28 protein-coding genes are annotated in these 26,104 nt (G+C 70.6%); 23 read left to right on the top strand and 5 right to left on the bottom strand.

Translation table 11 applies throughout. The features are described from left to right. Positions 1-19 precede the first annotated feature (19 nt). Genes AB0M30_RS39455 through hypB form a run of 13 tightly spaced genes read left to right on the top strand, consistent with a single transcriptional unit; the run spans position 20 to position 10,486 of the window. Entirely contained in the window at positions 20-709 is a 690-nt protein-coding gene (locus AB0M30_RS39455; RefSeq protein WP_364595233.1) for an SIS domain-containing protein, read from the top strand. Next, on the top strand, positions 706-1,761 hold the full coding sequence (locus AB0M30_RS39450; protein ID WP_364595230.1) for a hydrogenase expression protein HypE: 1,056 nt from the start codon (positions 706-708) through the stop codon (positions 1,759-1,761). The genes AB0M30_RS39455 and AB0M30_RS39450 overlap by 4 nt, the downstream gene beginning before the upstream one ends. A 13-nt stretch (positions 1,762-1,774) precedes the next feature. Then, entirely contained in the window at positions 1,775-3,571 is a 1,797-nt protein-coding gene (locus AB0M30_RS39445) for a nickel-dependent hydrogenase large subunit (RefSeq protein WP_364595227.1), read from the top strand. Next, the gene (locus tag AB0M30_RS39440) at positions 3,571-4,095 is read left to right on the top strand and encodes a NifU family protein (RefSeq protein ID WP_364595225.1); all 525 of its coding nucleotides are present in this window, start codon (positions 3,571-3,573) and stop codon (positions 4,093-4,095) included. Before AB0M30_RS39445 ends, AB0M30_RS39440 begins: the two co-directional genes overlap by 1 nt. Next, positions 4,092-4,709: a DUF5947 family protein gene (locus tag AB0M30_RS39435; protein ID WP_364595222.1), complete on the top strand. Its 618-nt coding sequence runs from the start codon at positions 4,092-4,094 to the stop codon at positions 4,707-4,709. The genes AB0M30_RS39440 and AB0M30_RS39435 overlap by 4 nt, the downstream gene beginning before the upstream one ends. Continuing rightward, a complete protein-coding gene (locus tag AB0M30_RS39430) occupies positions 4,702-5,331 on the top strand; it encodes a DUF6084 family protein (RefSeq protein ID WP_364595219.1) in 630 nt (209 codons plus the stop codon). Before AB0M30_RS39435 ends, AB0M30_RS39430 begins: the two co-directional genes overlap by 8 nt. Then, on the top strand, positions 5,328-6,482 hold the full coding sequence (locus AB0M30_RS39425; RefSeq protein WP_364595216.1) for a hypothetical protein: 1,155 nt from the start codon (positions 5,328-5,330) through the stop codon (positions 6,480-6,482). Before AB0M30_RS39430 ends, AB0M30_RS39425 begins: the two co-directional genes overlap by 4 nt. Then, entirely contained in the window at positions 6,479-6,976 is a 498-nt protein-coding gene (locus AB0M30_RS39420; RefSeq protein ID WP_364595213.1) for a hydrogenase maturation protease, read from the top strand. The genes AB0M30_RS39425 and AB0M30_RS39420 overlap by 4 nt, the downstream gene beginning before the upstream one ends. A gap of 3 nt (positions 6,977-6,979) precedes the next feature. After that, complete coding sequence (locus AB0M30_RS39415; protein WP_364595210.1) at positions 6,980-7,252, top strand: HypC/HybG/HupF family hydrogenase formation chaperone; 273 nt, start codon at positions 6,980-6,982, stop codon at positions 7,250-7,252. A gap of 8 nt (positions 7,253-7,260) precedes the next feature. Further along, a complete protein-coding gene (hypD, locus tag AB0M30_RS39410) occupies positions 7,261-8,388 on the top strand; it encodes a hydrogenase formation protein HypD (protein WP_364595207.1) in 1,128 nt (375 codons plus the stop codon). After that, on the top strand, positions 8,385-9,461 hold the full coding sequence (gene hypE / locus AB0M30_RS39405) for a hydrogenase expression/formation protein HypE (protein ID WP_364595205.1): 1,077 nt from the start codon (positions 8,385-8,387) through the stop codon (positions 9,459-9,461). Before hypD ends, hypE begins: the two co-directional genes overlap by 4 nt. A gap of 1 nt (position 9,462) precedes the next feature. After that, positions 9,463-9,798 (top strand): hydrogenase maturation nickel metallochaperone HypA, encoded by a 336-nt coding sequence (locus tag AB0M30_RS39400; RefSeq protein ID WP_364595202.1) that lies wholly within the window; start codon positions 9,463-9,465, stop codon positions 9,796-9,798. Further along, positions 9,791-10,486, top strand: coding sequence for a hydrogenase nickel incorporation protein HypB (gene hypB / locus AB0M30_RS39395; protein WP_364595199.1), 696 nt, complete (start codon positions 9,791-9,793; stop codon positions 10,484-10,486). The genes AB0M30_RS39400 and hypB overlap by 8 nt, the downstream gene beginning before the upstream one ends. On the opposite strand, the gene hypF is transcribed toward hypB, so the two are convergent. After that, complete coding sequence (gene hypF, locus AB0M30_RS39390; RefSeq protein WP_364595196.1) at positions 10,443-12,593, bottom strand: carbamoyltransferase HypF; 2,151 nt, start codon at positions 12,591-12,593, stop codon at positions 10,443-10,445. The two genes, hypB and hypF, sit on opposite strands and share 44 nt — an antisense overlap. Positions 12,594-12,821: 228 nt before the next feature. On the opposite strand from hypF, the gene AB0M30_RS39385 reads away from it, so the two are divergent. From AB0M30_RS39385 to AB0M30_RS39370, 4 genes are all read left to right on the top strand, one after another. Continuing rightward, complete coding sequence (locus tag AB0M30_RS39385) at positions 12,822-13,007, top strand: hypothetical protein (protein WP_364595193.1); 186 nt, start codon at positions 12,822-12,824, stop codon at positions 13,005-13,007. 107 nt (positions 13,008-13,114) lie between these two features. After that, positions 13,115-13,645, top strand: a complete 531-nt coding sequence (locus tag AB0M30_RS39380) for a SigE family RNA polymerase sigma factor (protein WP_364595190.1) — start codon at positions 13,115-13,117, stop codon at positions 13,643-13,645. Then, on the top strand, positions 13,642-14,439 hold the full coding sequence (locus AB0M30_RS39375) for a hypothetical protein (RefSeq protein WP_364595188.1): 798 nt from the start codon (positions 13,642-13,644) through the stop codon (positions 14,437-14,439). The genes AB0M30_RS39380 and AB0M30_RS39375 overlap by 4 nt, the downstream gene beginning before the upstream one ends. A gap of 120 nt (positions 14,440-14,559) precedes the next feature. Beyond that, positions 14,560-15,522, top strand: coding sequence for a hypothetical protein (locus AB0M30_RS39370; protein WP_364595185.1), 963 nt, complete (start codon positions 14,560-14,562; stop codon positions 15,520-15,522). Positions 15,523-15,794: 272 nt separating this feature from the next. Here the strand turns inward: AB0M30_RS39370 and AB0M30_RS39365 are convergent, their stop codons facing one another. Beyond that, a complete protein-coding gene (locus tag AB0M30_RS39365) occupies positions 15,795-18,467 on the bottom strand; it encodes a tetratricopeptide repeat protein (protein ID WP_364595183.1) in 2,673 nt (890 codons plus the stop codon). A gap of 89 nt (positions 18,468-18,556) precedes the next feature. Here AB0M30_RS39365 and AB0M30_RS39360 point away from each other — a divergent pair, with 89 nt between their 5' ends. The 3 genes from AB0M30_RS39360 to AB0M30_RS39350 all read left to right on the top strand — a co-directional run bounded on the left by AB0M30_RS39360 (position 18,557) and on the right by AB0M30_RS39350 (position 20,998). Next, positions 18,557-19,321 carry a PIG-L deacetylase family protein gene (locus tag AB0M30_RS39360; RefSeq protein WP_364595180.1) on the top strand — a complete coding sequence of 255 codons (765 nt, stop codon included), beginning with the start codon at positions 18,557-18,559 and terminating at the stop codon, positions 19,319-19,321. 252 nt (positions 19,322-19,573) lie between these two features. Further along, the gene (locus tag AB0M30_RS39355; RefSeq protein ID WP_364595177.1) at positions 19,574-20,566 is read left to right on the top strand and encodes a carbon-nitrogen hydrolase family protein; all 993 of its coding nucleotides are present in this window, start codon (positions 19,574-19,576) and stop codon (positions 20,564-20,566) included. 72 nt (positions 20,567-20,638) lie between these two features. Continuing rightward, on the top strand, positions 20,639-20,998 hold the full coding sequence (locus AB0M30_RS39350; protein ID WP_364595174.1) for a hypothetical protein: 360 nt from the start codon (positions 20,639-20,641) through the stop codon (positions 20,996-20,998). 77 nt (positions 20,999-21,075) lie between these two features. On the opposite strand, the gene AB0M30_RS39345 is transcribed toward AB0M30_RS39350, so the two are convergent. Then, positions 21,076-21,891 (bottom strand): endonuclease/exonuclease/phosphatase family protein, encoded by an 816-nt coding sequence (locus tag AB0M30_RS39345; protein ID WP_364595171.1) that lies wholly within the window; start codon positions 21,889-21,891, stop codon positions 21,076-21,078. A gap of 278 nt (positions 21,892-22,169) precedes the next feature. Here AB0M30_RS39345 and AB0M30_RS39340 point away from each other — a divergent pair, with 278 nt between their 5' ends. From AB0M30_RS39340 to AB0M30_RS39330, 3 genes are all read left to right on the top strand, one after another. Continuing rightward, positions 22,170-22,670 (top strand): TFIIB-type zinc ribbon-containing protein, encoded by a 501-nt coding sequence (locus tag AB0M30_RS39340; protein ID WP_364595169.1) that lies wholly within the window; start codon positions 22,170-22,172, stop codon positions 22,668-22,670. A 162-nt stretch (positions 22,671-22,832) separates the two neighbouring features. Beyond that, positions 22,833-23,141, top strand: coding sequence for a hypothetical protein (locus AB0M30_RS39335; RefSeq protein ID WP_364595166.1), 309 nt, complete (start codon positions 22,833-22,835; stop codon positions 23,139-23,141). 301 nt (positions 23,142-23,442) lie between these two features. Beyond that, complete coding sequence (locus AB0M30_RS39330) at positions 23,443-23,949, top strand: hypothetical protein (protein WP_364595163.1); 507 nt, start codon at positions 23,443-23,445, stop codon at positions 23,947-23,949. Here AB0M30_RS39330 and AB0M30_RS39325 read toward each other — a convergent pair. Next, entirely contained in the window at positions 23,889-24,848 is a 960-nt protein-coding gene (locus AB0M30_RS39325) for an alpha/beta hydrolase (RefSeq protein ID WP_364595160.1), read from the bottom strand. The two genes, AB0M30_RS39330 and AB0M30_RS39325, sit on opposite strands and share 61 nt — an antisense overlap. Before the next feature lie 585 nt (positions 24,849-25,433). Beyond that, entirely contained in the window at positions 25,434-26,027 is a 594-nt protein-coding gene (locus AB0M30_RS39320; RefSeq protein ID WP_364595157.1) for a TetR/AcrR family transcriptional regulator, read from the bottom strand. Positions 26,028-26,104: the final 77 nt, after the last annotated feature.

The following is a 26,104-nucleotide window of genomic DNA, read 5'->3' as shown; positions in this document are numbered from 1 at the left end:
CCTAGGGAGTTGACGCGCCATGACGCGGGAGCACACCCCCGTCGGCGCGGACGGTCTCGAAGCGCTGTACCCGTTCCTCTACGCGGGCTCCAGCGACATCGACGCCGTCCTCCGCCAAGTGGAACAGTCCACGGTGGACAAAGTGCACGAAATCGTCGCCCTGCGCGGCGACGTGCTCGCGGCCGACCGCGACCGCCTGTTCGCGTGCGCCCAGGACGTCGCGCGCGCGTTCGCCGGCGGCGGCCGGTTGCTCGCGTTCGGCAACGGCGGCAGCTCGACCGACGCCCAGGACCTGGCCAGCCTGTTCCTGAGCCCGGCGGGCGACGCCCGGGCGTTGCCCGCCTTCGGGTTGACGAACGACATCGCCGTGGTCACCGCCCTCTCCAACGACATCGGGTTCGACGTCGTGTTCGCCCGGCAGATCGGCGCGTTCGGGCGGGCCGGCGACATCGCGGTGGGCCTGTCCACCAGCGGGAATTCCGCGAACCTGGTGCGTGCCTTCGACGAAGCCGCCCGGCGCGGCCTGGTGACCGTCGGCATCGCCGGCTACGACGGCGGGAAAATGGCCGAGCTGGACAGCATCGACCACCTCTTCGTCGTGCCCTCACCGTCCGTGCACCGCATCCAGGAAGCCCAGACGACCCTCTACCACGCGCTGTGGGAGCTGACCCTCGGCGCACTCGACGAATTCGGGGTTGATCAGCCGTGACGCATGCCGTGGAGCAAACCGAAGAACAGCCCATCCACATCCTCTGGATCAACGCCGGCCTGTCGTGCGACGGCGACTCCGTCGCACTGACCGCCGCCACGCAACCGAGCATCGAGGAAATCGTCCTCGGCGCTTTGCCCGGCTTGCCCAAGATCGCGGTCCACTGGCCGCTGATCGACTTCGAATGCGGCCCCGACAAGGGGGCCGACACGTTCATCGAGTGGTTCTACAAAGCCGACCGCGGTGAGCTGGAACCGTTCGTGCTGGTCATCGAAGGCTCGATCCCGAACGAGGCGATCAAGGACGAAGGCTACTGGTGCGGGTTCGGCAACAACCCCGAGACCGGCCAGCCGATGACGACCAGCGAGTGGCTGGACCGCCTGACGCCCAAGGCGCTGGCCGTGATGGCCGTCGGCACCTGCGCCACCTACGGCGGCATCCACGCGATGGAGGGCAACCCGACCGGCGCGATGGGCGTGCCCGACTACCTGGGCTGGGACTGGAAGTCCGGGGCCGGCATCCCGATCGTCTGCGTGCCCGGCTGCCCGACCCACCCGGACAACCTGTCCGAGACCATCACCTACCTGCTCTACCAGGCCGCCGGCCAGGCACCGATGATCCCGCTCGACGACCACCTGCGGCCGCAGTGGCTCTTCGGCGCGACCGTGCACGAGGGCTGCGACCGCGGCGGCTACTACGAACAGGGCCAGTTCGCCGACAGCTACGACTCCCCCAAGTGCCTGGTGAAGCTGGGCTGCTGGGGTCCGGTCGTCAAGTGCAACGTGCCCAAGCGCGGCTGGATCAACGGCGTCGGCGGCTGCCCGAACGTCGGCGGCATCTGCATCGGCTGCACCATGCCGGGCTTCCCGGACAAGTTCATGCCGTTCATGGACGAGCCGCCGGGCGCGCAGGTGTCGTCGCTGGCCAGCGGCGCGTACGGGTCGGTGATCCGGCGGCTGCGGAAGATCACCGAGCGCAAGCTCGACAAGGAGCCCAAGTGGCGGCACACGGGCAAGAAGCTCAACACCGGCTACAAGTCTTCCTGGCGCTGAGGGGGATCGGGACATGACGGAAACGCAGACCGACAAGGGCATCAGCACCAAGGGCAAGACCGACCTCGTCGAAATGGCGTGGGACCCGATCACCCGGATCGTCGGCAGCCTCGGGATCTACACGAAGATCGACTGGGCCGCCAAGCGGGTCGTCGAGTGCCACAGCACGTCGTCGGTGTTCCGCGGTTACAGCATCTTCATGAAGGGCAAGGACCCGCGCGACGCGCACTTCATCACCAGCCGGATCTGCGGGATCTGCGGCGACAACCACGCGACCTGCTCGGTGTACGCGCAGAACATGGCCTACGGCGTCCGCCCGCCGCACCTCGGCGAGTGGATCCTCAACCTCGGCGAGGCCGCCGAGTACATGTTCGACCACAACATCTTCCAGGAGAACCTGGTCGGGGTCGACTACTGCGAGCGGATGGTCCGCGAGACCAACCCCGGCGTCCTGGAGCTGGCCAACCGCACCGAGGCACCGCACGCGGGCGACCACGGGTACAAGACCATCGGCGACATCATGCGCTCGCTCAACCCGCTGGAAGGCGAGTTCTACCGCGAGGCCCTGCAGGTTTCCCGCAGCACGCGCGAGATGTTCTGCCTGATGGAGGGCCGGCACGTCCATCCGTCCACTTTGTACCCGGGCGGGGTCGGCACGGTGGCCACCGTGCAGTTGTTCACCGACTACCTGACCCGGCTGATGCGCTACGTCGAGTTCATGAAGCGCTGCCTGCCGATGCACGACGACCTGTTCGACTTCTTCTACGAAGCCCTGCCCGGCTACGAAGAAGTCGGCCGGCGGCGCGTCCTGCTCGGCTGCTGGGGCAGCCTCAACGATCCCGAGTACTGCGACTTCAGCTACCAGAACATGGAGGCCTGGGGCCGCAAGATGTTCGTGACGCCGGGCGTGGTCGTCGACGGCAAGCTCGTCACCACCAGCCTGCTCGACATCAACCTGGGCATCCGGATCCTGCTCGGCAGCTCGTTCTACGAGGACTGGGCCGACCAGCCGATGTTCGTCACGCACGACCCGCTCGGCAACCCGGTCGACCAGCGCCACCCGTGGAACCAGCACACCATCCCGCGCCCGGCCAAGCGCGACTTCGACGGCAAGTACTCCTGGACGATGTCGCCGCGGTGGTTCGACGGCACCGACCACCTGGCCCTCGACACCGGCGGCGGCCCGATCGCGCGCCTGTGGGTGACCGCGCTCGCCGGGCTCGTCGACACGCCGTACGTCAAGTCGACCGGGCACAGCGTCACGATCACCCTGCCGCGCACGGCGACCAAACCCGAGGCCAACTTCGAGTGGAAGATCCCGCAGTGGAGCAACGCCCTCGAGCGCAACCGCGCCCGGACGTACTTCCAGGCGTACTCGGCGGCGCTGGCCCTGCACTTCGCCGAGCAGGCACTGGGTGAGGTCCGCCAGGGCCGCACCAAGACGTGGGAACCGTTCAAGGTCCCGGACGAAGGCGTCAGCTGCGGGTTCACCGAAGCCGTCCGCGGGGTGCTCTCGCACCACATGGTGATCAAGGGCGGCAAGATCGCGAACTACCACCCGTACCCGCCGACGCCGTGGAACGGCAGCGTCCGCGACAGCTTCGGCACGCCGGGGCCGTACGAGGACGCCGTGCAGAACACGCCGATCTTCGAGGAGAACACGCAGGAGAACTTCAAGGGCATCGACATCATGCGCGCGGTCCGCAGCTTCGACCCGTGCCTGCCCTGCGGCGTCCACATGTACACCGGCAACGGCAAGGTGATCGAGCGGCTGCACACCCCGCACGCGTTCGGCGGGGAGATCGGCTGATGACCGACGTCGACCGGGTCGGCGAACGCATCGAGCAGCTGCTGGGCGAGTTCTCCGGCGCGGACGCCGAACTCGCCGAGGACCTCGTCCACACGCTGCTCGAGTTCTACGGCGCCGGCCTGGCCCGGATCGTGGAGCTCGCCGGCTCGGATCCCGTGCTGCTCGAGCGCCTCGCCGAGGACGAGCACGTCCGCGGCCTGCTCGTGCTGCACGACCTGCACCCGAGGTCGACGCACGAGCGGGTCACCGAGGCGCTCGACAAGGTCCGGCCGTACCTGGGTTCGCACGCCGGGGACGTCGAGTTCGTCGAGATAGCCGACGGTGTCCTGCGGCTGCGGCTGCAGGGCACCTGCGACGGCTGCCCGTCGTCGACGGTCACCGCGAAGTACGCCATCGAGCGCGTGGTCCGGGAAGCGGCGCCGGAGATCTCCGACGTCGTCGTGGAAGGGGTCGTGCCGGAGGAAACCGGCCCGGGTGGACGCACGCTGCTGCCGCTGGTGCCGTGTCCCGTGGAGGTCCCGTGACGGGCGGCCTGCGCAGGTTCCGCACTCCCGTCCGGCGCGCCGCGCCGGGCGAGAAGTGCGAGATGTGCGCGGAACCGATCAGCGCGGAGCACGGGCACGTCATCGACCTCGAATCCCGGACGATCCTGTGCACCTGCCGGGGCTGCTACCTGCTCTTCACCCACCGCGGGGCGGGCGGGAAGCGGCACCGGGCGGTGCCGGACCGCTTCCGGCACGCGCCGCGCTTCGGGCCGGGGACGGCGCTGTGGGAGACGGCCGGGATCCCGGTGAAGACGGCGTTCCTGTTCCGCAACTCGGTGCAGGACCGCCCGGTCGCGTTCTACCCCAGCCCGGCGGGGGCGACCGAGTCGCTGCTGCCGCTCGGCACGTGGGACGAGCTGCGGGCGGGCACACCGGCGTTCGCCGACATCGCCGACGACGTCGAAGCCCTGCTGCTGAACCAGCTCGACCGGGGTTTCGAGTGCTTCCTGGTGCCGATCGACGTCTGCTACGAGCTGGTCGGGATCGTGCGCTCGACGTGGCGGGGCTTCGACGGCGGCACCGAGGCGCACGAGGCCATCGACGGGTTCTTCGCGCGCCTGCGGGAACGCAGCGAGGTCGTGGCCGATGGCTGAGCTGACCTTCGACTGCATCGACGTCCGGCCGCTGAAGTACGCAGCGTCGCCGACGCTGGCGTTCAAGCTGCGGATCTCCGAGCTGACCGGGCAGCCCGTCCACGCGATGGTGCTGCGCGTCCAGATCCGCATCGAACCGCAGCGCCGCCGGTACGCCGACGAGGAGTCGGAGCTGCTCACCCACCTCTTCGGCGAGCGGTCCCGGTGGGGCGAGACGCTGAAGCCGTTCCAGTTCACGACGGTTTCGGTGACCGTGCCGGGGTTCTCCGGCGCCACCGAGGTCGACGCCGAAGTGCCGTGCACCTACGACCTCGAAGTCGCGGCCGGCAAGTACTTCCACGCGCTGTCCGAGGGTGTCGTGCCGATGGTGCTGCTGTTCAGCGGGACGGTGTTCGGCAAGGGCGGGCCGGGGTTCTGGGTCGAGCAGGTGCCGTGGCACACCCAGGCCGAGTGCCGGATGCCGGTGACCGTCTGGGACGAGCTGATGTCCCGCTACTTCCCGAACGTCGTGTGGATCAAGCTGCCGCGGGAGACGGTGGACGCGCTGCTCAAGTACAAGGCGGCCAACGCCCTGCCGACCTGGGAAGCCGCCGTCGAACAACTGCTGGCCGGTGGGCCGTGAACGCCGGAGAGCAGGCCCGCGCGGTCGGCGACGCCGTGCTCTACGAGGGCTACCTCCTCTACCCGTACCGGGCGTCGGCGCCGAAGAACCGGGTGCGCTGGCAGTGGGGCGTGCTGGTGCCGCCGTCGTACGCGTCGGCGGAGATCGGCGAGCACTCCTCCGCCCGCGTCGAATGCCTCGCCGAACCGGCGGACCACCCGATCCTGCACGTCAAGCTGCGGTTCCTCCAGGCGCGGACGCGGCTCGACACCGAGTGGGACGAAGCCGTCGAGCACGAGATCGACTTCGAGCTGCCCCTTTCGCGGCTCCCGGTCGAGACGCCCTTCCAGGTGCCGGGCGACGGCCAGCGGACGCAGGAGCTGTCCGGTGTCCTCACCGCCCGCGCCGACCCGCTCGACGGGCCGTTCGGCGGCGCCCGGCTGCGGCTGGACCTGCACAACACGACGTCGTGGCCCGCTGACGGCGTCCGCGAGCACGCCTTGCGGCACGCGCTGCTCGCCGCCCACCTCGTGCTCAGCGTCGACACCGGCCACTTCCTGTCGATGCTGGACCCGCCCGAGTGGGCGAAACCCGCGGTCGAGGCCTGCCGGCAGGAGCGGCTGTGGCCGGTGCTGATCGGCGACACCGCACGCAGCACGGTGGTGCTCGCGTCGCCGATCATCCTCTACGACGACCCGGCGATCGCGCCGGAAAGCCCGGGCGACCTGTTCGACGGCACCGAGATCGACGAGATCCTGACGCTGCGCACGATGACGCTGACCGACGAGGAGAAGCGCGAGGCCCGGGCCACCGACCCGCGCGCCGCGGCGATCGTGGACCGCGTCGACGCGATGCCGCCCGAGCTGCTCGAACGGTTGCACGGCGCGGTCCGGTCCCTGCGGCCGGTCCAGCCTTCCGTGACCGTCGCGGGCGTGCGCGTCGCCGAAGGGTCCCGCGTGCGGCTGCGGCCGAACCTGCGCGGCGCCGACGCCCAGGACATGTTCCTCGCCGGCCTGGTCGCCACGGTCCGGACCGTGCTGACCGATGTGGACGGTGTCACGTACGTCGCGGTCACCCTCGACGACGACCCGGGTGCCGACCTGCAGCACACGCACGGCCGGTACCGCTACTTCTCCCCCGACGAGATCGAGCCCCTGGAGGGTGCGGAATGAGACCCCGGGTCCTGGTCGCCGGCATCGGCAACATCTTCCTGAGCGACGACGGTTTCGGCGTGGAAGTCGTCAAGGCACTGGCGGGCACCGACCTGCCCGAATGGGTCCGGCTCGCCGACTACGGCATCGCCGGCATGCACCTCGCCTACGACCTGACGGCCGGCTACGAGACGACGATCCTGCTCGACGCGACGCCGCACGGACGCCCGCCCGGCACGCTCTCGCTCATCGAAGCGGACGTCGACGACCTCGCCGCCTCCGCCTCGATCGACGCGCACGGCATGCAGCCCGAAGCGGTGTTCCGGCTGCTGCGGCTGCTCGGCGGGGACGCCGGCCGGGTGCTGATCGTCGGCTGCGAACCCGGGTGCGTCGACGAAGGGATCGGCCTGTCCCCGGCGGTCGCGGCCGCGGTGCCGGCCGCGGTCCGCGCCGTCACCGAACTCGCCTGGGGCACCCGCCCCGAGCTGCCGGTCAAGGAAAAGACGGAGGTCTGAGCCATGTGCCTCGGCATACCGGGCGAGATCATCGAGATCAGCGAGGAGCGCCCGGACCTCGCGAAGGTGTCGGTCAGCGGTGTCAAGCGCACCATCAACATCGGCCTGCTCGACGACGACCCGCCGAAGCCCGGCGAGTGGATCCTCATCCACGTCGGCTTCGCACTGTCCAAAATAGACGAGCAGGAGGCCGCGGCCGCGCTGGAGTTCCTCGAGAGCATCGGCAAGGCGTACGAGGACGAGATGGCCGCACTGCTCGAATCACGGATCGAATAGGAGGCGTCATGCGCTTCGTCGACGAGTTCCGCGACGCGGAGAAGGCGCGGGCGCTGTCCGCGAAGATCACGTCGCTGTGCGAGCCGGGCCGCCACTACAAGTTCATGGAGGTCTGCGGTGGGCACACGCACACCATCTACAAGCACGGCCTCGAGGACTACCTGCCCGAGAGCATCACGCTGGTGCACGGGCCGGGCTGCCCGGTGTGCGTGATCCCGATGGGCCGGATCGACGACGCCATCCACATCGCCCGGCAGCCCGGCGTGCTCATGACGTCGTTCGGCGACATGATGCGCGTGCCCGGCTCCGGCGGGAACTTCTTCGACTCCAACGCCGAAGGCACCAACATCCGGATGGTGTACTCGCCGCTGGACTCGCTGAAGATCGCGCGGCAGAACCCGGACCTGCGCGTGGTGTTCATGGCCATCGGGTTCGAGACGACGACGCCGTCCACCGCGATGACGCTGCTGCGCGCGGCCGCCGAGGGCATCGGGAACTTCTCGGTGTTCGGCAACCACGTCACGATCATCCCGGCGATCAAGGCCATCCTCGACTCCCCCGACCTGCGGCTCGACGGCTTCATCGGGCCGGGGCACGTCTCCACGGTGATCGGCTGCCGGCCGTACGAGTTCATCGCGCGCGACTACGGCAAACCCGTCGTCGTGGCCGGGTTCGAGCCGCTGGACATCCTGCAGTCGATCTACATGCTGATGGTCCAGCTGTCCTCGGGGCGCTCAGAAGTGGAGAACCAGTACTCGCGCGTGGTGCCCTGGAACGGGAACATCGTGGCGCTGAAGGCCATCAACGAGGTGATGGAGCTGCGGCCGTACTTCGAGTGGCGCGGCCTCGGGTTCATCACGCACTCGGCGATGGCGATCCGCGAGAAGTACGCGGCCTTCGACGCCGAACGGATCTTCGAGATCCCCGGGCTGCGCGTCGCCGACCCGAAGGCGTGCCAGTGCGGCGAGGTGCTCAAGGGCGTGCTGAAACCGTGGGAGTGCAAGGTGTTCGGCACCGCGTGCACCCCGGAAACGCCGATCGGGACGTGCATGGTCTCGCCCGAAGGCGCCTGCGCGGCGTACTACAACTTCGGCCGGTTCAGCCGGCAGCGCGTCCGGGAGGCGAGCCGCGCATGACCACCACCGAGCGCGAGCAGCAGGTCCTCGACCGCATCGAGCGGGCGCGGCGCCGGCGCGCGAAGGTGCGGGAAGAGCGCATCACGCTGTCCCACGGCGCCGGCGGCAAGTCGACGCACACGCTCATCGAGGCCGTGTTCCTCGACGCGTTCCGCAACCCGCTGCTCGAGCCCCTGGAAGACGCGGCGTCGCTGACCATCGGCGACGCCCGCCTGGCCCTGACGACGGACTCCTACGTCGTCTCGCCGCTGTTCTTCCCCGGCGGGAACATCGGCGACCTGGCGGTCAACGGCACGGTGAACGACCTCGCCGTTTCCGGCGCGCGGCCGCTGTACCTCACCGCGGGATTCATCCTCGAAGAAGGCTTCCCCGTCGAGGACCTGCTGAAGATCGTCGAGTCGATGAAGGCGGCCGCCGAAGCGGCCGGCGTCCAGATCGTCACCGGCGACACGAAGGTCGTGCAGCGCGGCAAGGCCGACGGCGTCTACATCAACACCGCCGGAGTCGGGGTGCTCACGCGCACCGGGCTCGGTGTCGCCACCGCGAAGCCCGGAGACGCCGTCCTCGTCTCCGGGCCGATCGGCGACCACGGCGTCACGATCATGCTGGCCCGCGGCGAACTGGACATCGACGCCGACCTCGAGTCCGACACCGCGCCGGTGCACGACCTGGTGGCCGGGCTGCTGGCCGCCGTCCCCGGCGTGCGGGCGATGCGCGACGCGACCCGCGGCGGCGTCGCGACGATCCTCAACGAGATCGCCAAGGCCGCGGAGGTCGCCGTGGTCGTCGACGAGAAGGCCGTCCCGGTCCGGGACGAGGTCCGCGGTGCGTCGGAGCTGCTCGGGATCGACCCGCTGTACGTCGCCTGCGAAGGCCGGATCGTGGTCGTCGTCGACGGCTCGCAGGTCGACGCCGCGCTGGCCGCGTTGCGCGCGCACCCGCTCGGCGCGGACGCCGCGGTGATCGGGCGCGTCGCCGAAGACCCGCCGGGGATCGTGCTGCTGAACACCGCGTTCGGCGGCACCCGGATCGTGGACCTGCTGGTCGGGGACCCGCTGCCGAGGATCTGCTGAAATGCACGAAATGGCGATCACGCAGTCGGTCGTCGACGCGATCGTCGCCAAGCTGGGCGACGCGGCGGTGACGAGCGTGCGGCTGGAGATCGGGCGGCTGTCCGGCGTGGTGCCGGACAGCGTCCGGTTCTGCTTCGACGTCCTCTGCACCGGGACGTCGCTCGAAGGCGCCCGGCTGGACATCGCCGAGCCGTCCGGGCGGGCGCGCTGCCGGGCCTGCGGCGACGAGTTCACCCTCGACGATTTCATCCTGCTGTGTCCCTGCGGCAGCGCCGACGTCGCGGTGCTCGCGGGGCGCGAACTGCGCATCACCTCGGTGGAGGTCGGCCATGTGTGACACCTGCGGATGCTCGGACGCGGACGTCCGGATCACCGACCACGCCCAGACGGTGGTCATGGAGCAGGACATCCTGGCGAAGAACGACGAACTCGCGTCGCACAACCGCGCGCACCTGCGTGAGGGAGGTGTCTTCGCGATCAACCTGATGAGCTCGCCCGGCGCCGGCAAGACGACGCTGCTGGAGCGGACCATCCGGGACTCGGGCGGGCCCTGCGCGGTGATCGAAGGTGACCAGGAGACGCTGCTGGACGCCGAGCGGATCAAGGCCACCGGCGCGCCGGTGGTGCAGATCAACACCGGCGCGGGCTGTCACCTGGACGCGGCCATGCTGCACCGGGCCCTGCATTCGCTGTCGCCCGCCCACGGCTCGACGCTGTTCATCGAGAACGTCGGCAACCTGGTCTGCCCGGCGTTGTTCGACCTCGGCGAGGCGGCGCGGGTCGTGGTCCTGTCGGTGACCGAGGGGCCCGGGAAGCCGCTGAAGTACCCGCACATGTTCGCGGCGACGGACCTGGTGCTGCTGAACAAGGTCGACCTGCTGCCCTACGTCGACTTCGACGTCGCCGAGTTCGAGCGGGACGTCCGCCGGGTGAACCCGTCGGCCACGCTGCTCCAGGTCAGCGCGACCCGCGGCGACGGCCTCACCGAGTGGTACGACTGGCTACGGCGACCTGACCGAAGCTGATCCCGCCGTCGTTGGTGGGCACGTTCCGGTGGGTCAGGACGCGGAAGCCCCGCTGTTCCAGGCCTGCCACGGTCCGGTCGAGCAGCAGGACGTTCTGGAACACCCCGCCCGAGAGCGCGACCGTCGTGCTGTGGTCCCTCAGCCGGTGGCAGGTCTCCACGATCGCCGCGGCGACCCCGTTGTGGAACCGGGCGGCTCGCTTCGCCTTCGGGGCGGTGTCGTCCAGGAGAGCGGCGATGAGGTCCTCACCGTGGACGACGTCGTCGATGCGGGCCCGGTAGGCGGACCGTTCGGCGGGATCGGCCAGCTGTTCCAGCTCGATGGCGGCCTGGCCTTCGTAAGTGATGGTCTCGCGGACGCCGAGCAGCGCGGCCGCGGCGTCGAAGAGCCGTCCGGCACTGGACGTCAGCGGTGAGTTGAGGCCGCTGCGTTTCAGCTTCACGATGGTTTCGTCGGCGGGCCGCCCGAGTTCGTCCACATAGGACGCCGCCATCCGCCGGGGCTGCCGGATGGCCATGGCGCCGCCGGGCATGGCGACCGGCCGCAGGTGGGTGAGTCGTTCGTAGCCGCTCAGATCGGCCAGGAGGAATTCGCCGCCCCAGATCGTGCCATCGGGGCCGAAACCGGTGCCGTCGAAGGCGACACCGAGCACCGGGTCTTCGTGGTCGTTGTCGGCCAGGCAAGCGGCGATGTGCGCGTGGTGGTGCTGCACACCGAGCAGTTCGACGTCCTGTTCGAGCGCGTACTTCGTGGACAGGTAGTCGGGGTGCAGGTCGTGCGCGACGAGCACCGGGTCGACGTCGAAGAGGTGCTTGAAGTGCGCGATCCCCTCGGTGAACGCCTTCAGCGTCTCGTAGTTCTCGAGGTCGCCGATGTGGTGCGAGACGAAGGCGTGGCGGCCCTTGGCGAGGCAGAACGTGTTCTTGAGCTCGGCGCCGCAGCCGAGGAGGTGCTTCTGCGTTTCGAGCCGGACCGGCTCGGGCGCGTAGCCGCGTGACCGCCGCTGAAGCTGCGTCCGCCCGCGGACGATGCGCACCACGGAGTCGTCGGTGCGGATGTGGATGGGCCGGTCGTGGGTGAGGAAGGCGTCGGCGATGGGCGCCAGCCGTCCGAGGTCCTCGTCGCGGTACACGATCGGCTCGTCGGAGACGTTCGCGCTGGTCAGCACGATCGGGCCGGTCTCGGCCAGCAGCAGGTGGTGCAGCGGGGTGTAGGGCAGCATGAGCCCGATCCGCCGGTTCCCGGGCGCGACGGCGGCCGCGAGGTCCGCCCTCTTCGGCAGCAGCACGATGGGCCGTCGCCGGCTGCCGAGTGCTTCTTCGGCCGCGGTATCGACGTCGGCCAGCTCCCGGGCCTGCGCGAGGTCGGCGACCATGACGGCGAACGGCTTGTCCTCGCGGTGCTTGCGCTGCCGGAGCCGTCGCGCGGCTTCCTCGTGCCGGGCGCCGACGGCGAGGTGGTAGCCGCCGAGCCCTTTGATCGCGACCACTTTTCCGGCCCGCAGGGCGTCGACGGCCGCCGCGAGCGGATCCCCGCCCCCGGGCTCGAACCGCAGCGTGGGCCCGCAGGCCGGGCAGCAGACGGGCTGGGCGTGGAACCGCCGGTCGGCCGGGTCCTCGTACTCCTGCTCGCACCCGGCGCACATCGCGAAGGCGGCCATGGTGGTGAGCGGCCGGTCGTAGGGCACGCCCCGGACGATGGTGAACCGCGGGCCGCAGTTCGTGCAGTTCACGAACGGGTACCGGAACCGCCGGTCCGCGGGATCGGAGAGTTCGCGAAGGCAGTCGTCACAGGTGGCGGAATCGGCGGAGATCAGCGTATCGGCACCGCCGCCCCGCGGACTGCCGGCGATCCGGAACCCGGCCCCGCCCACGGCGGGGATTTCCCGCACCCGCACGTCATCGACCAGGGCCAGGGGCGGCGCTTCGGCCGTGAGCGCGCCGACGAAGCGGTCGACCTCCGACCGTGCCCCTTCGACCTCGGCGAAGACACCGTGCACGTCGTTGCCGACGAACCCGCTGAGCCCGAGCCGCGCCGCCAGCTGGTGGACGAAGGGCCGGAACCCCACGCCCTGAACCACCCCGACGACCCGGACCGCGACCCGCACCCGCTCAGTCTGCGCCCGAGCCGCCCGGGTCGCTACCGCATGGGCCGGGACCGCCAGGGCGGCCAGCCCCGAGCCGGACGGGGGCCGAAGAAATTCCGGAGCGGGCGGCAACCTTTCCGGGGCCGGCGGCAACTGAGCGGCAGAGCTGAGAATGACCCACCGCCAGGCCGCCCGCTGCGGCCCCGGCAGACCCGAGGAGTGCTGCTGTGAGGAAGACCAGGTCCACCGGTGCCCGGCACGCCGGACAAGCCCGTGCGAGTCGACTCGGCCGCCTGCCACCAGTTCGTCTCGGTGCGTGACGGCAGCGCGCTGGACGTGGCCGGCGCCGCGAGTCAGCAGTCGCAGCCGAAGGGCCGCGGGGCCTGTCCGGGCTCCGCCGCGGCCCGTGGTGTGCTGTACGGCGACCCGTCCTGAACACAGGCTGCACCGGCCGGGTCGCGCGAGCGCCGGCCCGGCCGGTGGACACCGGTACGTTGCCGCCCCGGAGCGGCGCATGGGCAGGAAGAGGGCAGCCGAGACACATGCTCCTCGATGACACGTCGGCGGAGTTCCACGACTTCTTCGAACGGCACTACGCCGGCCTGGCCCGGTTCTCCTTCCTGCTGACCGGCGAGCCGGACGCCGCCGACGACCTCGCCGCCGACGCCCTGGTCGCGCTGTGGCAGCGCTGGGACCGGCTGCGCGCGGCCGAGCACCCGCTGGCGTACGCCCGCGGGGTGGTCGCGAACCTGGCGCGGGAACGGGTCCGCAGCGCGACGCGCGAGCGCCGCCGGATCGCCCTGTTCTGGTCGCCGGGTTCGCAGCAGCAGCGGAGTCCCGACGTGGCCGCCGTGGTGGACGTGCGGGCGGCCCTGGACCGGTTGTCCTTCGGGAAGCGGGCCTGCGTCATCCTGAGGCACGCCTTCGACCTGTCGGAGAAGGACACCGCGCAGGCGCTGGGCATCTCGGTCGGCGCGGTGAAGAGCCAGACCTCGAAGGCGCTGGCCGAGCTGGAACGCCTGCTCGGCGCGCGAGCGGCGGGAGACCTGGCGGCGGAGAGGGGCGACCGGTGAACGACGAGATCGGCAGGCGGCTGCGCGAGGCCGCCGAGGCACACCGGCCCGACCGCGACCGGATGCTGGCCCGCGTGCACCGCGGCATGGCGGGCACCGCCGTCCCGCGGCGGAGCTCGGGCATCGCGAGGTCGTGGCCGAAAGTGGTGCTCGCCGGCTCCGCCGCGGCCGGCATCCTGGCCGTCGCCGGCCTCGCCGTCGCCGGAAGCGTCCAGACGACGCCGGCGCACCCGGACAGCGAGACCACGCTCACCGTCCCGAGCCCGAGCGAAACGCCCTCCACGCACTCCCCCGGCACGACCGGCGGGCCGCCGCCCGCACCCGGTCATCCGAACCGGACGACCACCGCACGGCCGTCGGCCGGCACCCCGACCCCGGCCGCACCGGCCGGCCGCCGGGTCGCGGACGGGCCGCTGTCGGCGCAGGGCGCCATCGATCCGCACAGCACCGTCTACTGGGCTCAGGCCACCCTCACCCTCGACGTCGCCGAGCCGCTGACCGCGTTCACCGTGGAAGTGCGCGTCACGCAGAACGGGGGCGTGCAGAGCACCGGCCAGTGGCAGACCGCGCCCGCCGACGACTTCACCGTCACCGCGCAGGAAAGCGACGGCGCCGTGGTCTACCGATGGGAGCTCAAGCCGGGCCGGACCGTCCCGGCCGCACGACACACCTTCGCCGTCCAGTACAACCACACGGCGGGCGCGCGCGACGCCGCCGCCGACAGCTACCGCGTGCGAGCCACGGCCTCCGGCGACATCCACACGGTGCAGGGCGGCTTCACCCCGGCGGGCTGAGGTCCCGTCCTTTCCGAGCCGGCACGAGGGGGCTTCCAGACCGAAGTGGACGGTTGCCGTCACGGCCGGGCAGCGGGTATTTCGCTGTCCCGGATCCGTTCTCCCGGGCACACTCCACCCATGTCGGGTTTTCCGCCGGCGGCGGCGCAGGCCGTGCTCACCGTCGTCCTCATCGCCCTCGCGGTGCAGTACGTACGGGTTTTCCTCCTGCACAAGAGCGCCGTGCGGCGGCGGGTACCGGTCCGGGCGACGACGACGGCGGTCCACCGCCCCGACCTCTACGCGCCGGACCCCGCAACGCGGCTGGAGACGTTCCGTGAGCTGGACGAGCGGGCTCACCAGGACCCGGCCCAGCGGCAGGGCTTCGTCGACCAGGTGCTGGCCCAGTTGCGCTTCGGCGGCTGGAGCCGGCGGCCGGACTGGCAGGACCGGCTCTGGGCGCTGGTGCTCCCGCACCTGCGCCCGGACGGGCCGGCGTTCTGGCCCGGCATCGACCTCCGGGTCGAGTACGCCGTCCTCACCGCCCTCGACCTGTCCGGCTGCGAGGTCCGCGACCTCACCGTCGACGAGGTGCGCTTCCGCGGCACCACCCGGTTCGTCCGCACCGTCTTCACCGGGGACGTCACGTTCGCGGGCTCCTGCTTCGCCGGGCACGCCCGGTTCCGCCAGGCCGAGTTCCGGGGCGCGGCGGACTTCGACCAGGTGACCTTCACCGGGACGGCCGCGTTCCCAGGAGCGATGGTGGCCGGCCCCGCCGGGTTCCACCAGGCCAGGTTCTCCGGACTCACGGACTTCACCGGCGCCCGGTTCGCCGGGCCGTTCGACGCGGTCGCCGCCGGGTTCGCCGGCCGGACGTCCTTCCGCGACGCCCGGTTCGCGGCCAGGACCCGGTTCGCCCAGGCCCGGTTCACCGGTCACGCCGACTTCACCGGGGCGACCTTCGCCGCCCCGCCGGGGCTGGCACGGGCGTGGGCGCGGACGGACTGGTACGCCGTCCGCACCTGGCCCGCGGGCTGGTCGGCCGGTGCCGAGGAGGTCGTGCTGCCGAAGCGTCCCGGCCGCTGGGCAGAGCTGCACGGCTGAGCGGCGAGCCCCGGCTGTCAGTCCGAAGTGGACGACACCGGGATCGGAGGATCGGGTGGCGCACGGTGGGCCTCCACGGCTCTCGGGGACAGCCGGCCACGGCGGTTCGGCGTCGCCACCTCCCCTTGGCTGCGAACCGCCGAACCGCCGGCCAGTGCCCCGAACACCGGCACGTCGTCGCCGGCTCGGCGACGACCGCCACACTTCACCACGGCGAGGGCCGGGAACGGCCGGATCCTGGACATACCTGGACGCTCACGGACACCGGCCCCTCAGCGGCGTGCCGACGGCAACGACGTCAGGACCGCGTCGGCGCGCGCGGCACCCAGCCGGCAGCCCGCCTGTCCGTGCAGGGCCCGAGCCCGCTCGGCGTGGGCCCGCGCCGCCCCGGATTCGCTGCGTTCGAGCTCGACGGCGGCCATCGCGAGCAGGCTGCCGGCCCGGATCAGGCCGTGGCCGGTCTCCTCGCCGAGGACCAGGGCTTGAGAGGCCCGGTCGTAGGCCTCGTCGAGCCTCCCTTGGCGCAGGTGCACGGCAGACAGGGCGACCAGCGCGTCCCCGCGGCCGCGCGGGTGGCTCGCCTCGCGGGAAAGGTCCAGCGCCGACTCGAGCGCCGTCTCGGCCTCGTCGATCCGGCCGAGCTCCAGCATGACCGTGCCGACAACGTGGTGCGCGCCCGCCTGCGTCCGTCGCATGCCGAGCCGGGTCGCTTTGGCCAGGGCGTCGCGGGCGGTCGCCAGCGCCTCCTCGTACTCGCCGAGGTCGCGCAAGGCACCCGCGAGGTTGGCGAGCACGCTGGCCTCGTCCGCGTGCTCCCCGGCCGACCGGCACAGCCCGAGACCGGTCCGGTAGTGCTCGACGGCGCGCTCCAGGTCGCCGAGCGCCTGGCTCGGCCGGCCCGCGTGGCTTTCGGCGAGCTGCAGCCCGGCGGCGTAACCCTGCCGAGCCGCCGTCTCGATCGCCTGGGTCTGGAGGGCGTAGGCACCGGCCAGCTCCCCCAGTTCCCAGAGGACGTCGCCGAGCACGACGAGGTTCGGGATGGACGCCACCCCGCCCTGGGCCAGTTCCAGGTCCAGGGCCCGCCGGTAGTGCCCGGCCGCGTCGTGGAGCCGGCCGACGGAGATCGACATGCGGCCCAGGTCGCTCAGGACGATTCCCCGGAGGTCCGGCGCGTCGAGCTCGTCGGCCAGTTTCCCGGCTTCGTCGAGGTGGCGGAGCGCTTCGGCGTGGTCCGACCTGCTCCAGTACGCGCTGCTGAGCACCCGCAGGCACAGCACCTGCCCGGCCGCGTCCCCGGCGACGCGGGCCGCGGCGAGCGCGGCTTCGCTGACCGGCAGCCACTCCGCGGACCGGTGCCGTTCGAATTCGAAGTGCAGGGCGACGCACAGCTGGGTCGCCAGCGCGTGGAGGCCCGCGGCGGCGGCCTGCCGGGTCAGCGTGGACAGCGTGGCGAATTCGACGTCGAACCAGGTCAGCGCCTCGCCGGCGGTCGCGAACGACGCGCCGCCGGATCGAGCACTCGCGTACTTCTCCCGGTACGGACGGGGGTGCCTCAGCTGCGCCGCCTCGGTCGCGAGCCCCGCGTAGTGGGAAATCAGCCGCTGCAGCGCCGAGTCACGCACGTCGCCGGCGTCTTCCGCCAGGCAACGGCGCTTGGCCCACGAATGCAGCAAGGCGTGCTGGCTGTACCGCGCCGGCGTCCGCTCGAAGAGGAGGTGCATGTCCAGCAGGGTGCCGACGACCGGAGCCAGCGACTCCGGCTCCAGCTCGGCCGCGGCCCCCAGCGCCGGCAGGGCGATCCCGTCGACCGGGAACAGCCCGAGGAGCCTGAACACCCGTTGCGCCGGGGCGTTCAACGCCCGGTAGGACAGCGCGACCGCGTTCTGCACCGCCGTCGCCCGGTCGACCGCCGCATCGAGCACCGCGAACGGATCGGCCGAACGAAGCTCCTCGACCATCGCCGAGAGGAGCAGGCCCGGCCGGACACGGGCGTTCGCCGCGGCGATCCGCAGCGCGAGCGGGAGACGTCCGCAGGCTTCGGCCAGCTCCGCGGTCGCCGCCGGGTCGGCATCGACCCGATCCGGACCGGCGGCGTGCCGGACCAGGGCCACGGCGTCGTCCGTCCCGAGCGGCCCCAGCTCGCAGGGCACCGCCCCTTCCCTGGCGACCAGGCCGACCAGTTTCGTGCGGCTGGTGATCAGGACGGCGCAGCCCGGCGAGCCGGGCAACAACGGACGCACCTGCTCGGCACTGCTCGCGTCGTCGAGCACCACCAGCAGGCGACGGCCGGCGACCGCGGACCGGAAGCTCGCGGCGAGCCGGTCGGCTTCCCGCGGTGTTTCCCGCTCGGCCGTCCCCAAGGCGCGCAAGAACCCGGACAGCACGTCGACCGGATCGGCCGGGGGAGCTTCGGCGAACCCCCGCAGGTTCGCGAACAACTGGCCGTCGGGAAAGCGGCCGGCGGCCCGGTGCGCCCACCGGATCGCCAGAGCCGACTTGCCGACCCCGGGCATCCCGGTGACGAGCGCGACCCGGGTGCCCGGCGAGCCGCTCACCAGCTCGTCGAGCGCGGCAAGCTCCCGCTCGCGTCCCACGAACCCGGCGACGTCGAGGGGCAGCTGCCGCGGAGGCGCGGCTTGCTTCTCCGTGTGGAGGTGGGCGGCCACCCGGAACCAGGCTTCGTTCCAGCTCGCCCACGCCGTGCGCGGCACACCCAAGGCGATGACGATCCGGTCGAACACGTCGGACGGGGGGTGGATCTTGCCGGACACGTAGGCGTGCACGGTCGAGCGCGGCACGTCCACCAAGCGGGCGAGCTCGGTCAGGCTGACTCGCGCCTTGCCGGTGCCGCGGGCCGCCTGCCGGCGCAGCAGATCGACCTCGCGGACGAACCCCGCGACGTCCGTGATCCGGGCCGGGTCCGGCCCTCCGGCATCGCTACCCACCAGCGTCCCACCTCCCGGACATCGTCCACTCGATCCAACCGCACCGGCCGCCCGCGGGCATCGGCGGCGCCGGCCCGGAATGCGGCAGGATGTCCGGCATGACGTTGCCGGCTCTGCCCGAGGAATCGTTCCAGCGCGTGCTCTGCGTCGTCGCGCACCCCGACGACATGGAGTACGGCACGTCCGCGGCGGTCGCCCGCTGGACCGCACGCGGCATCGAGGTCGGGTACCTCCTGCTCACCCGCGGCGAGGCCGGCATGCCGAACCCGCCCGAAGAGACCGCCCGCCTGCGCACCGCCGAACAGCGGGCGGCGTGCGCCACGGTCGGCGTCGACCACCTGACCATCCTCGAACACCCCGACGGCGTGCTCGTCCACGGCCTCGACCTGCGCCGCGACATCTGCCGGGAGATCCGCCGCTTCAAGCCGGACGCCGTGTACGGAACCGGCTTCGAGGTCGAGACCCCGTACGGCTTCGACCAGGCCGACCACCGCGCGGCCGGCTTGGCGACGCTCGACGCGATCCGCGACGCGGGCAACCGGTGGGTGTTCCCGGAACAGATCGACGACGAGGGCCTCGAACCGCACTCCGCACGCTGGTACCTGACCCCGGGCATGACGGACGCGACCCACGGCGTCGACGTCACGGGCGAACCACTGCGCCGCGGCGTCGCCTCGCTCGAGGCACACGCCGCGTACCTGGCGGCTCTCCCCGACCACCCGGCCCCCGCCGACTTCATCCCGCGGTTCGCCGCGATGGGCGGCAAGGCCATGGGCGTCGAGCACGCCGTCCTGTTCCGCGCCCACGATCTGCAGGCACCGCCGGAGCTCCCCACCGAATCCACCCAGGACTGACTCGGGTCCCGGGCAGCGGGAACCGCTGGAACACCCGCTCATCCCGACGAGCGCGCTTCGGCCCGACTGTGCTGTGTGCCGTGCTACCGTGATCTCCGGCGTGGCTCACGCCGGACCTCCGTCGACTGCCCCCAGCGCAGTCCCGCAGGGAGGCAAAGGGACTTCTCGTCTCGGGTCGTTGTCGTCGGCCTTGTCCGTCTCGGGCGTGGTGTTCGCTGGGGGAACTTCCGTCCGAGCCGCGGAAGGGCTTCCATGACGGCGAACAGGAACTTCAAACGCAGGGTTCGTGCCCGCGCGGCCAAGACCGGCCAGTCCTACACGACTGCCCTCCGGCACCTCCGGCAAGCGCCGGAAGGAGACGTCACGGCGGAGACGAAACGGCTGCGGCTGGCCGTGGCGCAGGCTGTTCTCCGCCAAGATCCCCGCCACCGTACGGAGCTGCGCGACAGTGGCAGCGACATCCGCCGGCTGATGCGCGAGGCGCACGAGGCCGGTGCGGCACTCGTGCACTTCCCCGAGGGCGCGACCTGTTCTCCGCACAAGCGGATCATGTCCGCCGAGGGCCCGGACAAGGTCGGGCCGGCGGACTGGACCCGGTTCGAGTGGGGTGTGCTGCGCCGGGAACTGGCCGCCATCGCGGAACTCGCCCGGAAACTCAGGCTGTGGACCGTGGTGGGCTCGGTGCACGGCTTGACCCCGCCGCACCGCCCGCACAACAGCTTGTACGTCATCTCCGACCGCGGAGAAGTCGTCACGCGTTACGACGAGCGCATGCTGTCGAACACGAAGGTCACGCACATGTACACACCGGGATCGGCGCCGGTGACCTTCGACGTCGACGGGCTGCGCTTCGGGCTCCTGCTCGGCATGGAGGTCCACTTCCCCGAGCTGTTCATCGAGTACGAACGACTCGACGTCGACTGCGTCCTGTTCTCCACAGCGGGACCCGGCCGGCAAACCGACGACGGCGACTTCGCCACCCAGGCGCAGGCGCACGCCGCCACCAACAGCTACTGGGTCAGCTACGCCGGCCCCACCCAGGACGTGGCCTCCGGCGTGATTTCTCCCGCGGGCCGATGGGTCGTGCGCTGCCCCGAGACCGGCAAGCCCGCCATCGCGACGGTCGACCTCGACAACGGCCCGGAGAACTTCGCACGGCGGTGGCGCCGCACCGCACGCTCCGGCGTGTACGACCCACACCTCGTCCAAGACGACCGCAGGAGCGACGACCGTCGCGTGTTTTGACCGCGCTGTCGCGACGAGCGCTCATGCCGAATTGAGTGTGTGCACGTTGGCAGATCGACATATTCTGCTTCTGTGATCGAGATCGGTTCGCGGGCGCGCACGCTGCCGGCACCTCCGTCTGCCGTCTGGGACTCGCTCGTGGAGCCTCGTCGGCCAGGAGCCCGTCCATGGCTCCACTTGCTGGCCGACGAAGTCGATCCCAGAGTCCTGGCCGCAGAGAAGCCCAGCCAGGCGGTGTGGTCATCGCTGTGGCCAAGCCGGCCCGATGATCAGGTACATTTCGCGCTGGCGGACTCGCGCGACGGAGGGACGTTATTGAGATTTACCTTGCTCACTCCCGACGAAGCCCCCGACCGGAGCAAGACCGGCCACCTTCGGCGACGGCTCAACCAACTGCTGTTCGCCGATCTTCGTTTCGCCTATGGCCAGTGAGCGGTGACAACTGCCCGACATCCGCTCAGGCCGCTGAGCGTGTCCGGTCAGCCTGATCGTGACGGTGGCCGTCCGGTTCAGTAGCGCAGTTCGGCCAGCACCCCGTAGTGGTCGGAGGGCACGGTGGCCCCGACCGGCGCGGTGCCGAGGAGTTCCACCCGCAGGGGCTGCCCGGCCCCGCCCCGATGGAACGATGTCGAGAAGACGTAGTCGATGCGCCGGTCCCGGGGGAACGCCGCCGCAGCCCACGGATTGCCGGTGGACCACGTGTATCCCGGGCCGACACCGGCGAATTCCCAGGCATCGTGCCAGCACGTCCCGGTACCCGCCGCGCGGCCGGTGAGCATCCGGATTTCGTCGCAGTCCGGCGCGGCGTTGAAGTCGCCGCACACCACCGTCAGCGGGCCACGGCCCAGTTCACGCACCCGCCGCGCGAGCTCGGTGACCTGGTCCTGCCGGACGCGGGTGTGGTGCAGCGGCCAGTCGAGCATGACGTTGACCAGCCGGACCTGGCCGCGCGGACCGTCGAGGTCGACCCGGACCGCGCTGCCCCCATGACCGGCGGGCCCGGGCAGGACCCAGGGTTCCACCGCGGCGATCGGCCAGCGGGAAAGCACCGCACTGCCCGACGTCACACCGTCTTCCACCCGGTCGCCGGAAAACCGGTGATGGTGCAGCCCCGCCGCGGCGGCGAGCTCCCGCGCTTGATCGTATCCGGGCGCCGACCACGCCTCCTGGAGCGCCACGACGTCCGGAGCGTGCTCGGCGAGGACGGCGGAGATGCCGGCCTGCCGTTGCTCCCACGGCCCGAACCGACCCCAGACGTTCCACGTGAGCAGCCGAAGCCGCGAGTCGATCAGCGGGCCATACGGCTGGAGAGGATCGACCGTCACGACCCGAGACGATACCGCCGCGGGACGGCGGACTGCAGGTGCTTCCAGGCTTCCGAGCCTCCCGGTGTCCGCTCATGCCGATGGGCGGGCATGCCGGTCTGCGTCCCGCAGATGCCCCCTGAATAGATCCAGGCAGGTCAGTCCAGCGTCCGCAGTGCCGTGCGTGCTGACGCGGCGCTTCCCGAAGGTGGTCAGCTGGACTCGCCGTGGTGTGTGTTGGTGGGCACGTACCGGAAATCGGCGTGCGTGGAGACGGATCCCGTGGGCACAATCGCGGTATGAACACCAACCCGTCGACGGCGCCAATGCGATTTGCCGATCCCGGTGTATCGCTGTATGCCGTGGCGGAGAACGCGATCCAGGTGGTATGTCCGGCGTGCCAGGGCCGCGCTGAGGTGGTGCCGTGGCTTGATGGGCAACCGCGTAGCCCCTACTCGATCAGGTGGCCTCGCCGGCTGGCGTGCCACGCTTGTGGCCACGTCAGGAACTGGCCCGGCGAGGCCAAGCACGCGACCTCGTGCTGGGGCGGTCCGGTTGATCCGTACTTCCGACAACCGCTGTGGCTGCGAGCGGATTGCTGCGGAGGCCAGACTCTGTGGGCGTTCAACGAACGCCACCTGGACATCCTGGAGGGATACGTCGGTGCCCGGCTCCGCGAACGCGGCGAACGTCCCGGGATGACCATGCTGGCCCGGCTTCCGGGATGGATGAAGTCGGCCAAGCACCGCACCGAGATCCTGCAAGTCATCGGCCGGCTGCGAGCGTCCCTCTCACGGTGACACTCGCAGTACACTGGTGCGGTCGTTGCGGCTGCCCGGCCGCGCAGCTGTGCTGCCTACCCATGTGGTCTCGGCGTCGACACCGGGTAACGACTCGGCCCTCGGCTTCGCGTGAAGCAGGGAGGTAAACCGGTGGATCTCACGGATCGTCGGGCAGCAGTCATGACGCTCTTCGAGGCCCACCGCGAAGCGCCGTTCCCGAGCCGGTGGCGGGGTGCCGACGTGGAAGGCATCGACATGGTGATGCTTGATGCAACCGCAGCCGGTGGTGTCTCTGCCTGGCTGGAAAGACAAGGTCTCCTGGACGACCGCGGATTCGCCGTCCTCGCCGAATGCGAACAGCGACTCGTCCGGGTCATCCCCGAGCTGGACGCCCATGGTCGCGATTACTACCAAAGACTTCTGGACATGGCGGTACTGGCGCTGGAGACGAACCATCCATGGCAACGTGGGAGTCCGGACGATCTCTAGCGCTACACCGGCGATCAGGCGCTGCAGGTCAGGATGCGCCGAAGTGCTGCCGAACCGGCTTGGTTCTGAGGCTGAGGGGTTTCCCATGCTCCGTCTGTGCCCTCCGTCGCTGCACCGAAGTGCCGCTGACCGACGCGCTGATGAGCCAGCACCGCCAGGTGCGAGTCTGAGCCGGACATCGCCTTCTCCTGCCGACCGGTTGTCCGTCGGAACACGCGCTCATGCCGATGGGCGGACGCCGCTGCAGTCGGCAGCGGTAATCGGATGACGCCAGGTACCGTATCCGGTCACAATGCTGAACATGCGACTCACCTGGACGATCCAGCACCACGGTTGGGCGCTCTGCTTTGTCGAGGACGAGCACGCCGGCGCCGAGGCGTTCGCTTCCTACGTCACCGATGGTCCCGAGCAGCTGCTGAAGGCCGTCGCCAGGGTCATCCTCCACGAGACCCACACCAAGGCCGAGTTCGAAGCCGAACCCACCGTTTACCGCTGGTTCTTCCACCGTGGCACGAACACGGTCACGATCCGCCTTCTCGAAGCAGCCGACCGGAAAACACCTGAGCATGAGGGAAAGCTGCTCTGGCAAAGCGAGCAGCCAACGACGACGCTCGCCAAAACCGTGCTCAGAGCATTCGACACCCTCTCCGACGACCTGGGCGAGACCGTCTACCAGACCCGGTGGGGTCGCCCGTTCCCCCGCCATGACCTGGAAGGTCTCCGGACAGCCTGGCGCCGAGCGTGCGTTCAGCTCTGCGAACTGGCGTCGCGCCGCTCGGTGATCCACCGGACCAAGGTTTCGACGTAGCCGGGTACCAGAGCGGTACCACCGTGTACTTGAACGCGGTGGTCAGCATGGGGAAACAGCTGGACTGTCAGGGTTGCTCGCGGATGACGTTCGGCATGGCAGGCGGCCGCGGCGAACAGGCCGATGCTGTCCGCGACCGGAACCAGTTCGTCGGCGCCGCCGAAGGTCGCCAGGTGCGGACAACGCAGACGAAACACGTCCGGGATCGGATCGTGGTCTTGTTTGCGCTTTGTGAACTCCCAGAGGCTTTCGTCGGTCTCTGACCAGTATTCGCCGAACAAATCTTCGACGGAGGCGGGGATCGAGAAAGACCCGACCAACCGCGTCGCTTCATCGAAGTCGGCGCCGCGCCGACCCGCTTCGACGAGTTGGTCGTACACGGCCAGGGTGACCTCGACATCGTGGGGCGTGATCCCGGCGATCGCCTGAAGGGCGGTGGCCAGCGCGTAACGGTCTTGAACGGCGGGTGTCATGCCGGGGCAGCCGTTGGTGACCACCCAGGGCACGTCCCCCCGGGCTGCGACGCGCAGAACGACCCAACCACCTTCGCTGTGCCCGAACAGGCCGGTGGTCTCGGCCTGGACGCCAGGCTGGCAGCGGAGGAAGTCCAGTGCGGCTGCAGCGTCGGCGGCGAAGTCGTCGATCGTTCCCGCGAGCCAGTCGCCGGAAGACGAGCCAACACCACGCTTGTCGTAAGAGAGCACGGCGAACCCGGCTTCCACGAGTCCTCGCTGGATTGGCGGGAAGAAGTTGTCGTTGGTGCGGTCCGACGGTCCGGAGCCACCGACCATGACCACCCCTGGAGCCGGGTCACGGCCGGCGGGACCGGCAAATGTTCCTGACAGCACCACGTCGACGCTGGGGAAAGTCACATCGCGAACGCGTTCACCGGTCACCATCTACCCAGTATCCGGATGCCCAGCACATCGCGCTCCCGCATCGCAGATCGCGCTGTCGCGTCGCCGGTACCAGGGTGAGCAGGGCTTTGCTCCATCGGCGGGCGGCACCGTCCGTCCGAGAGGACGGCGCTTGCGCCCAACGTCCGCTCTTGCCGCGGTGCGAGCGTTGAGGCGGGAACCCCGACACCTCCCGTCGAGACGTGAGTTCCCCGGACCCGGCCCGGCTCGAACGGGCTGCCACCCCCACCGTGCGACGGGCAGGACGCACCCTTACCGGGTAGATGCGCCTTGGGCGGGCTCGTCGCGATGGTAGGTCGCGGGCGCCGGCCACGGCGAGCGAGTTTCGATCACAGGAATCCGCACACCAATCGCGCGAGGATGCACGCTCATGCCGATGAGCGCCCAGATCGGCAGCTGAGAAGCACGACCTGCTCGGGATCGCACCGGGTCCCGACATCGGCCTGCCCGCCGTCCACGCGGGTGTCCTCCGGAACAGATCAGCGATCTGCGGGATGCTCGGCACGCGCGGACAGTTGCCATCCAGCCGTCGGCCGCCGCCCGGCTGGTGGCATCGGCGCCCGCCCATCAGGTCGAACGAGCCTGGACGCCGAGATGGCCAAGCGCGTCCTCGACCACGCGCGCGACGAACGCGGCGTCCAGGGGCTCGCGGGAGAACCAGCGACGGTAGAACAGCGGGCCGGCCACGGCGGCGGTGACATCGGCCGCCCCACGATCCGCGGCGAGCTCACCGCGAGTTCGCGCGCGTTCGGTCACCACACCGAAGGGAGCCATCAAGCGGGCGTGCAGATCCGCATGAAGCCCGGCCAGCTCGGGCTCGCGCTCGGCGGCGTCCACGATGGAGGGCAGGACCGCCGCCCAGCGGGCACTCCGCAGCTGCTCGGCCAACGCCTCGGTCAAGGCGACGAGATCCCCGCCGAAGCTGCCCGTGTCGGGAACCGGGGGCGCCGACCCGATCGTCGAGCACGCCTCGATCAGCAGCGCAGCCCGTGACGGCCAGTGCCGGTAGATCGTGGTCTTGGACACCCCCGAGCGGCGCGACACCTCGTCGATGCTGACCCCGCCGATGCCGCCCGCCGACAGCAACTCGTACGTCTGGGCGAGCACCGCCGCCTTGGACCGCTGAACTCGAACGTCGACACTGTCCCCGGATCGGGCCACCTGGTGATCTCCGCTTCTTTCTCTCCCAGAAACAGTACGCTACTGTACCGTACTGTTTCCCCGGGGTCGGACGGCCC

Origin of the sequence: Amycolatopsis sp. NPDC051716, from assembly GCF_040681595.1 — a bacterium.
Lineage (GTDB): Bacteria > Actinomycetota > Actinomycetes > Mycobacteriales > Pseudonocardiaceae > Amycolatopsis.
The sequence above is the reverse complement of the archived record's forward strand: the minus strand, read 5'-3'. Positions and strand labels throughout refer to the sequence as shown.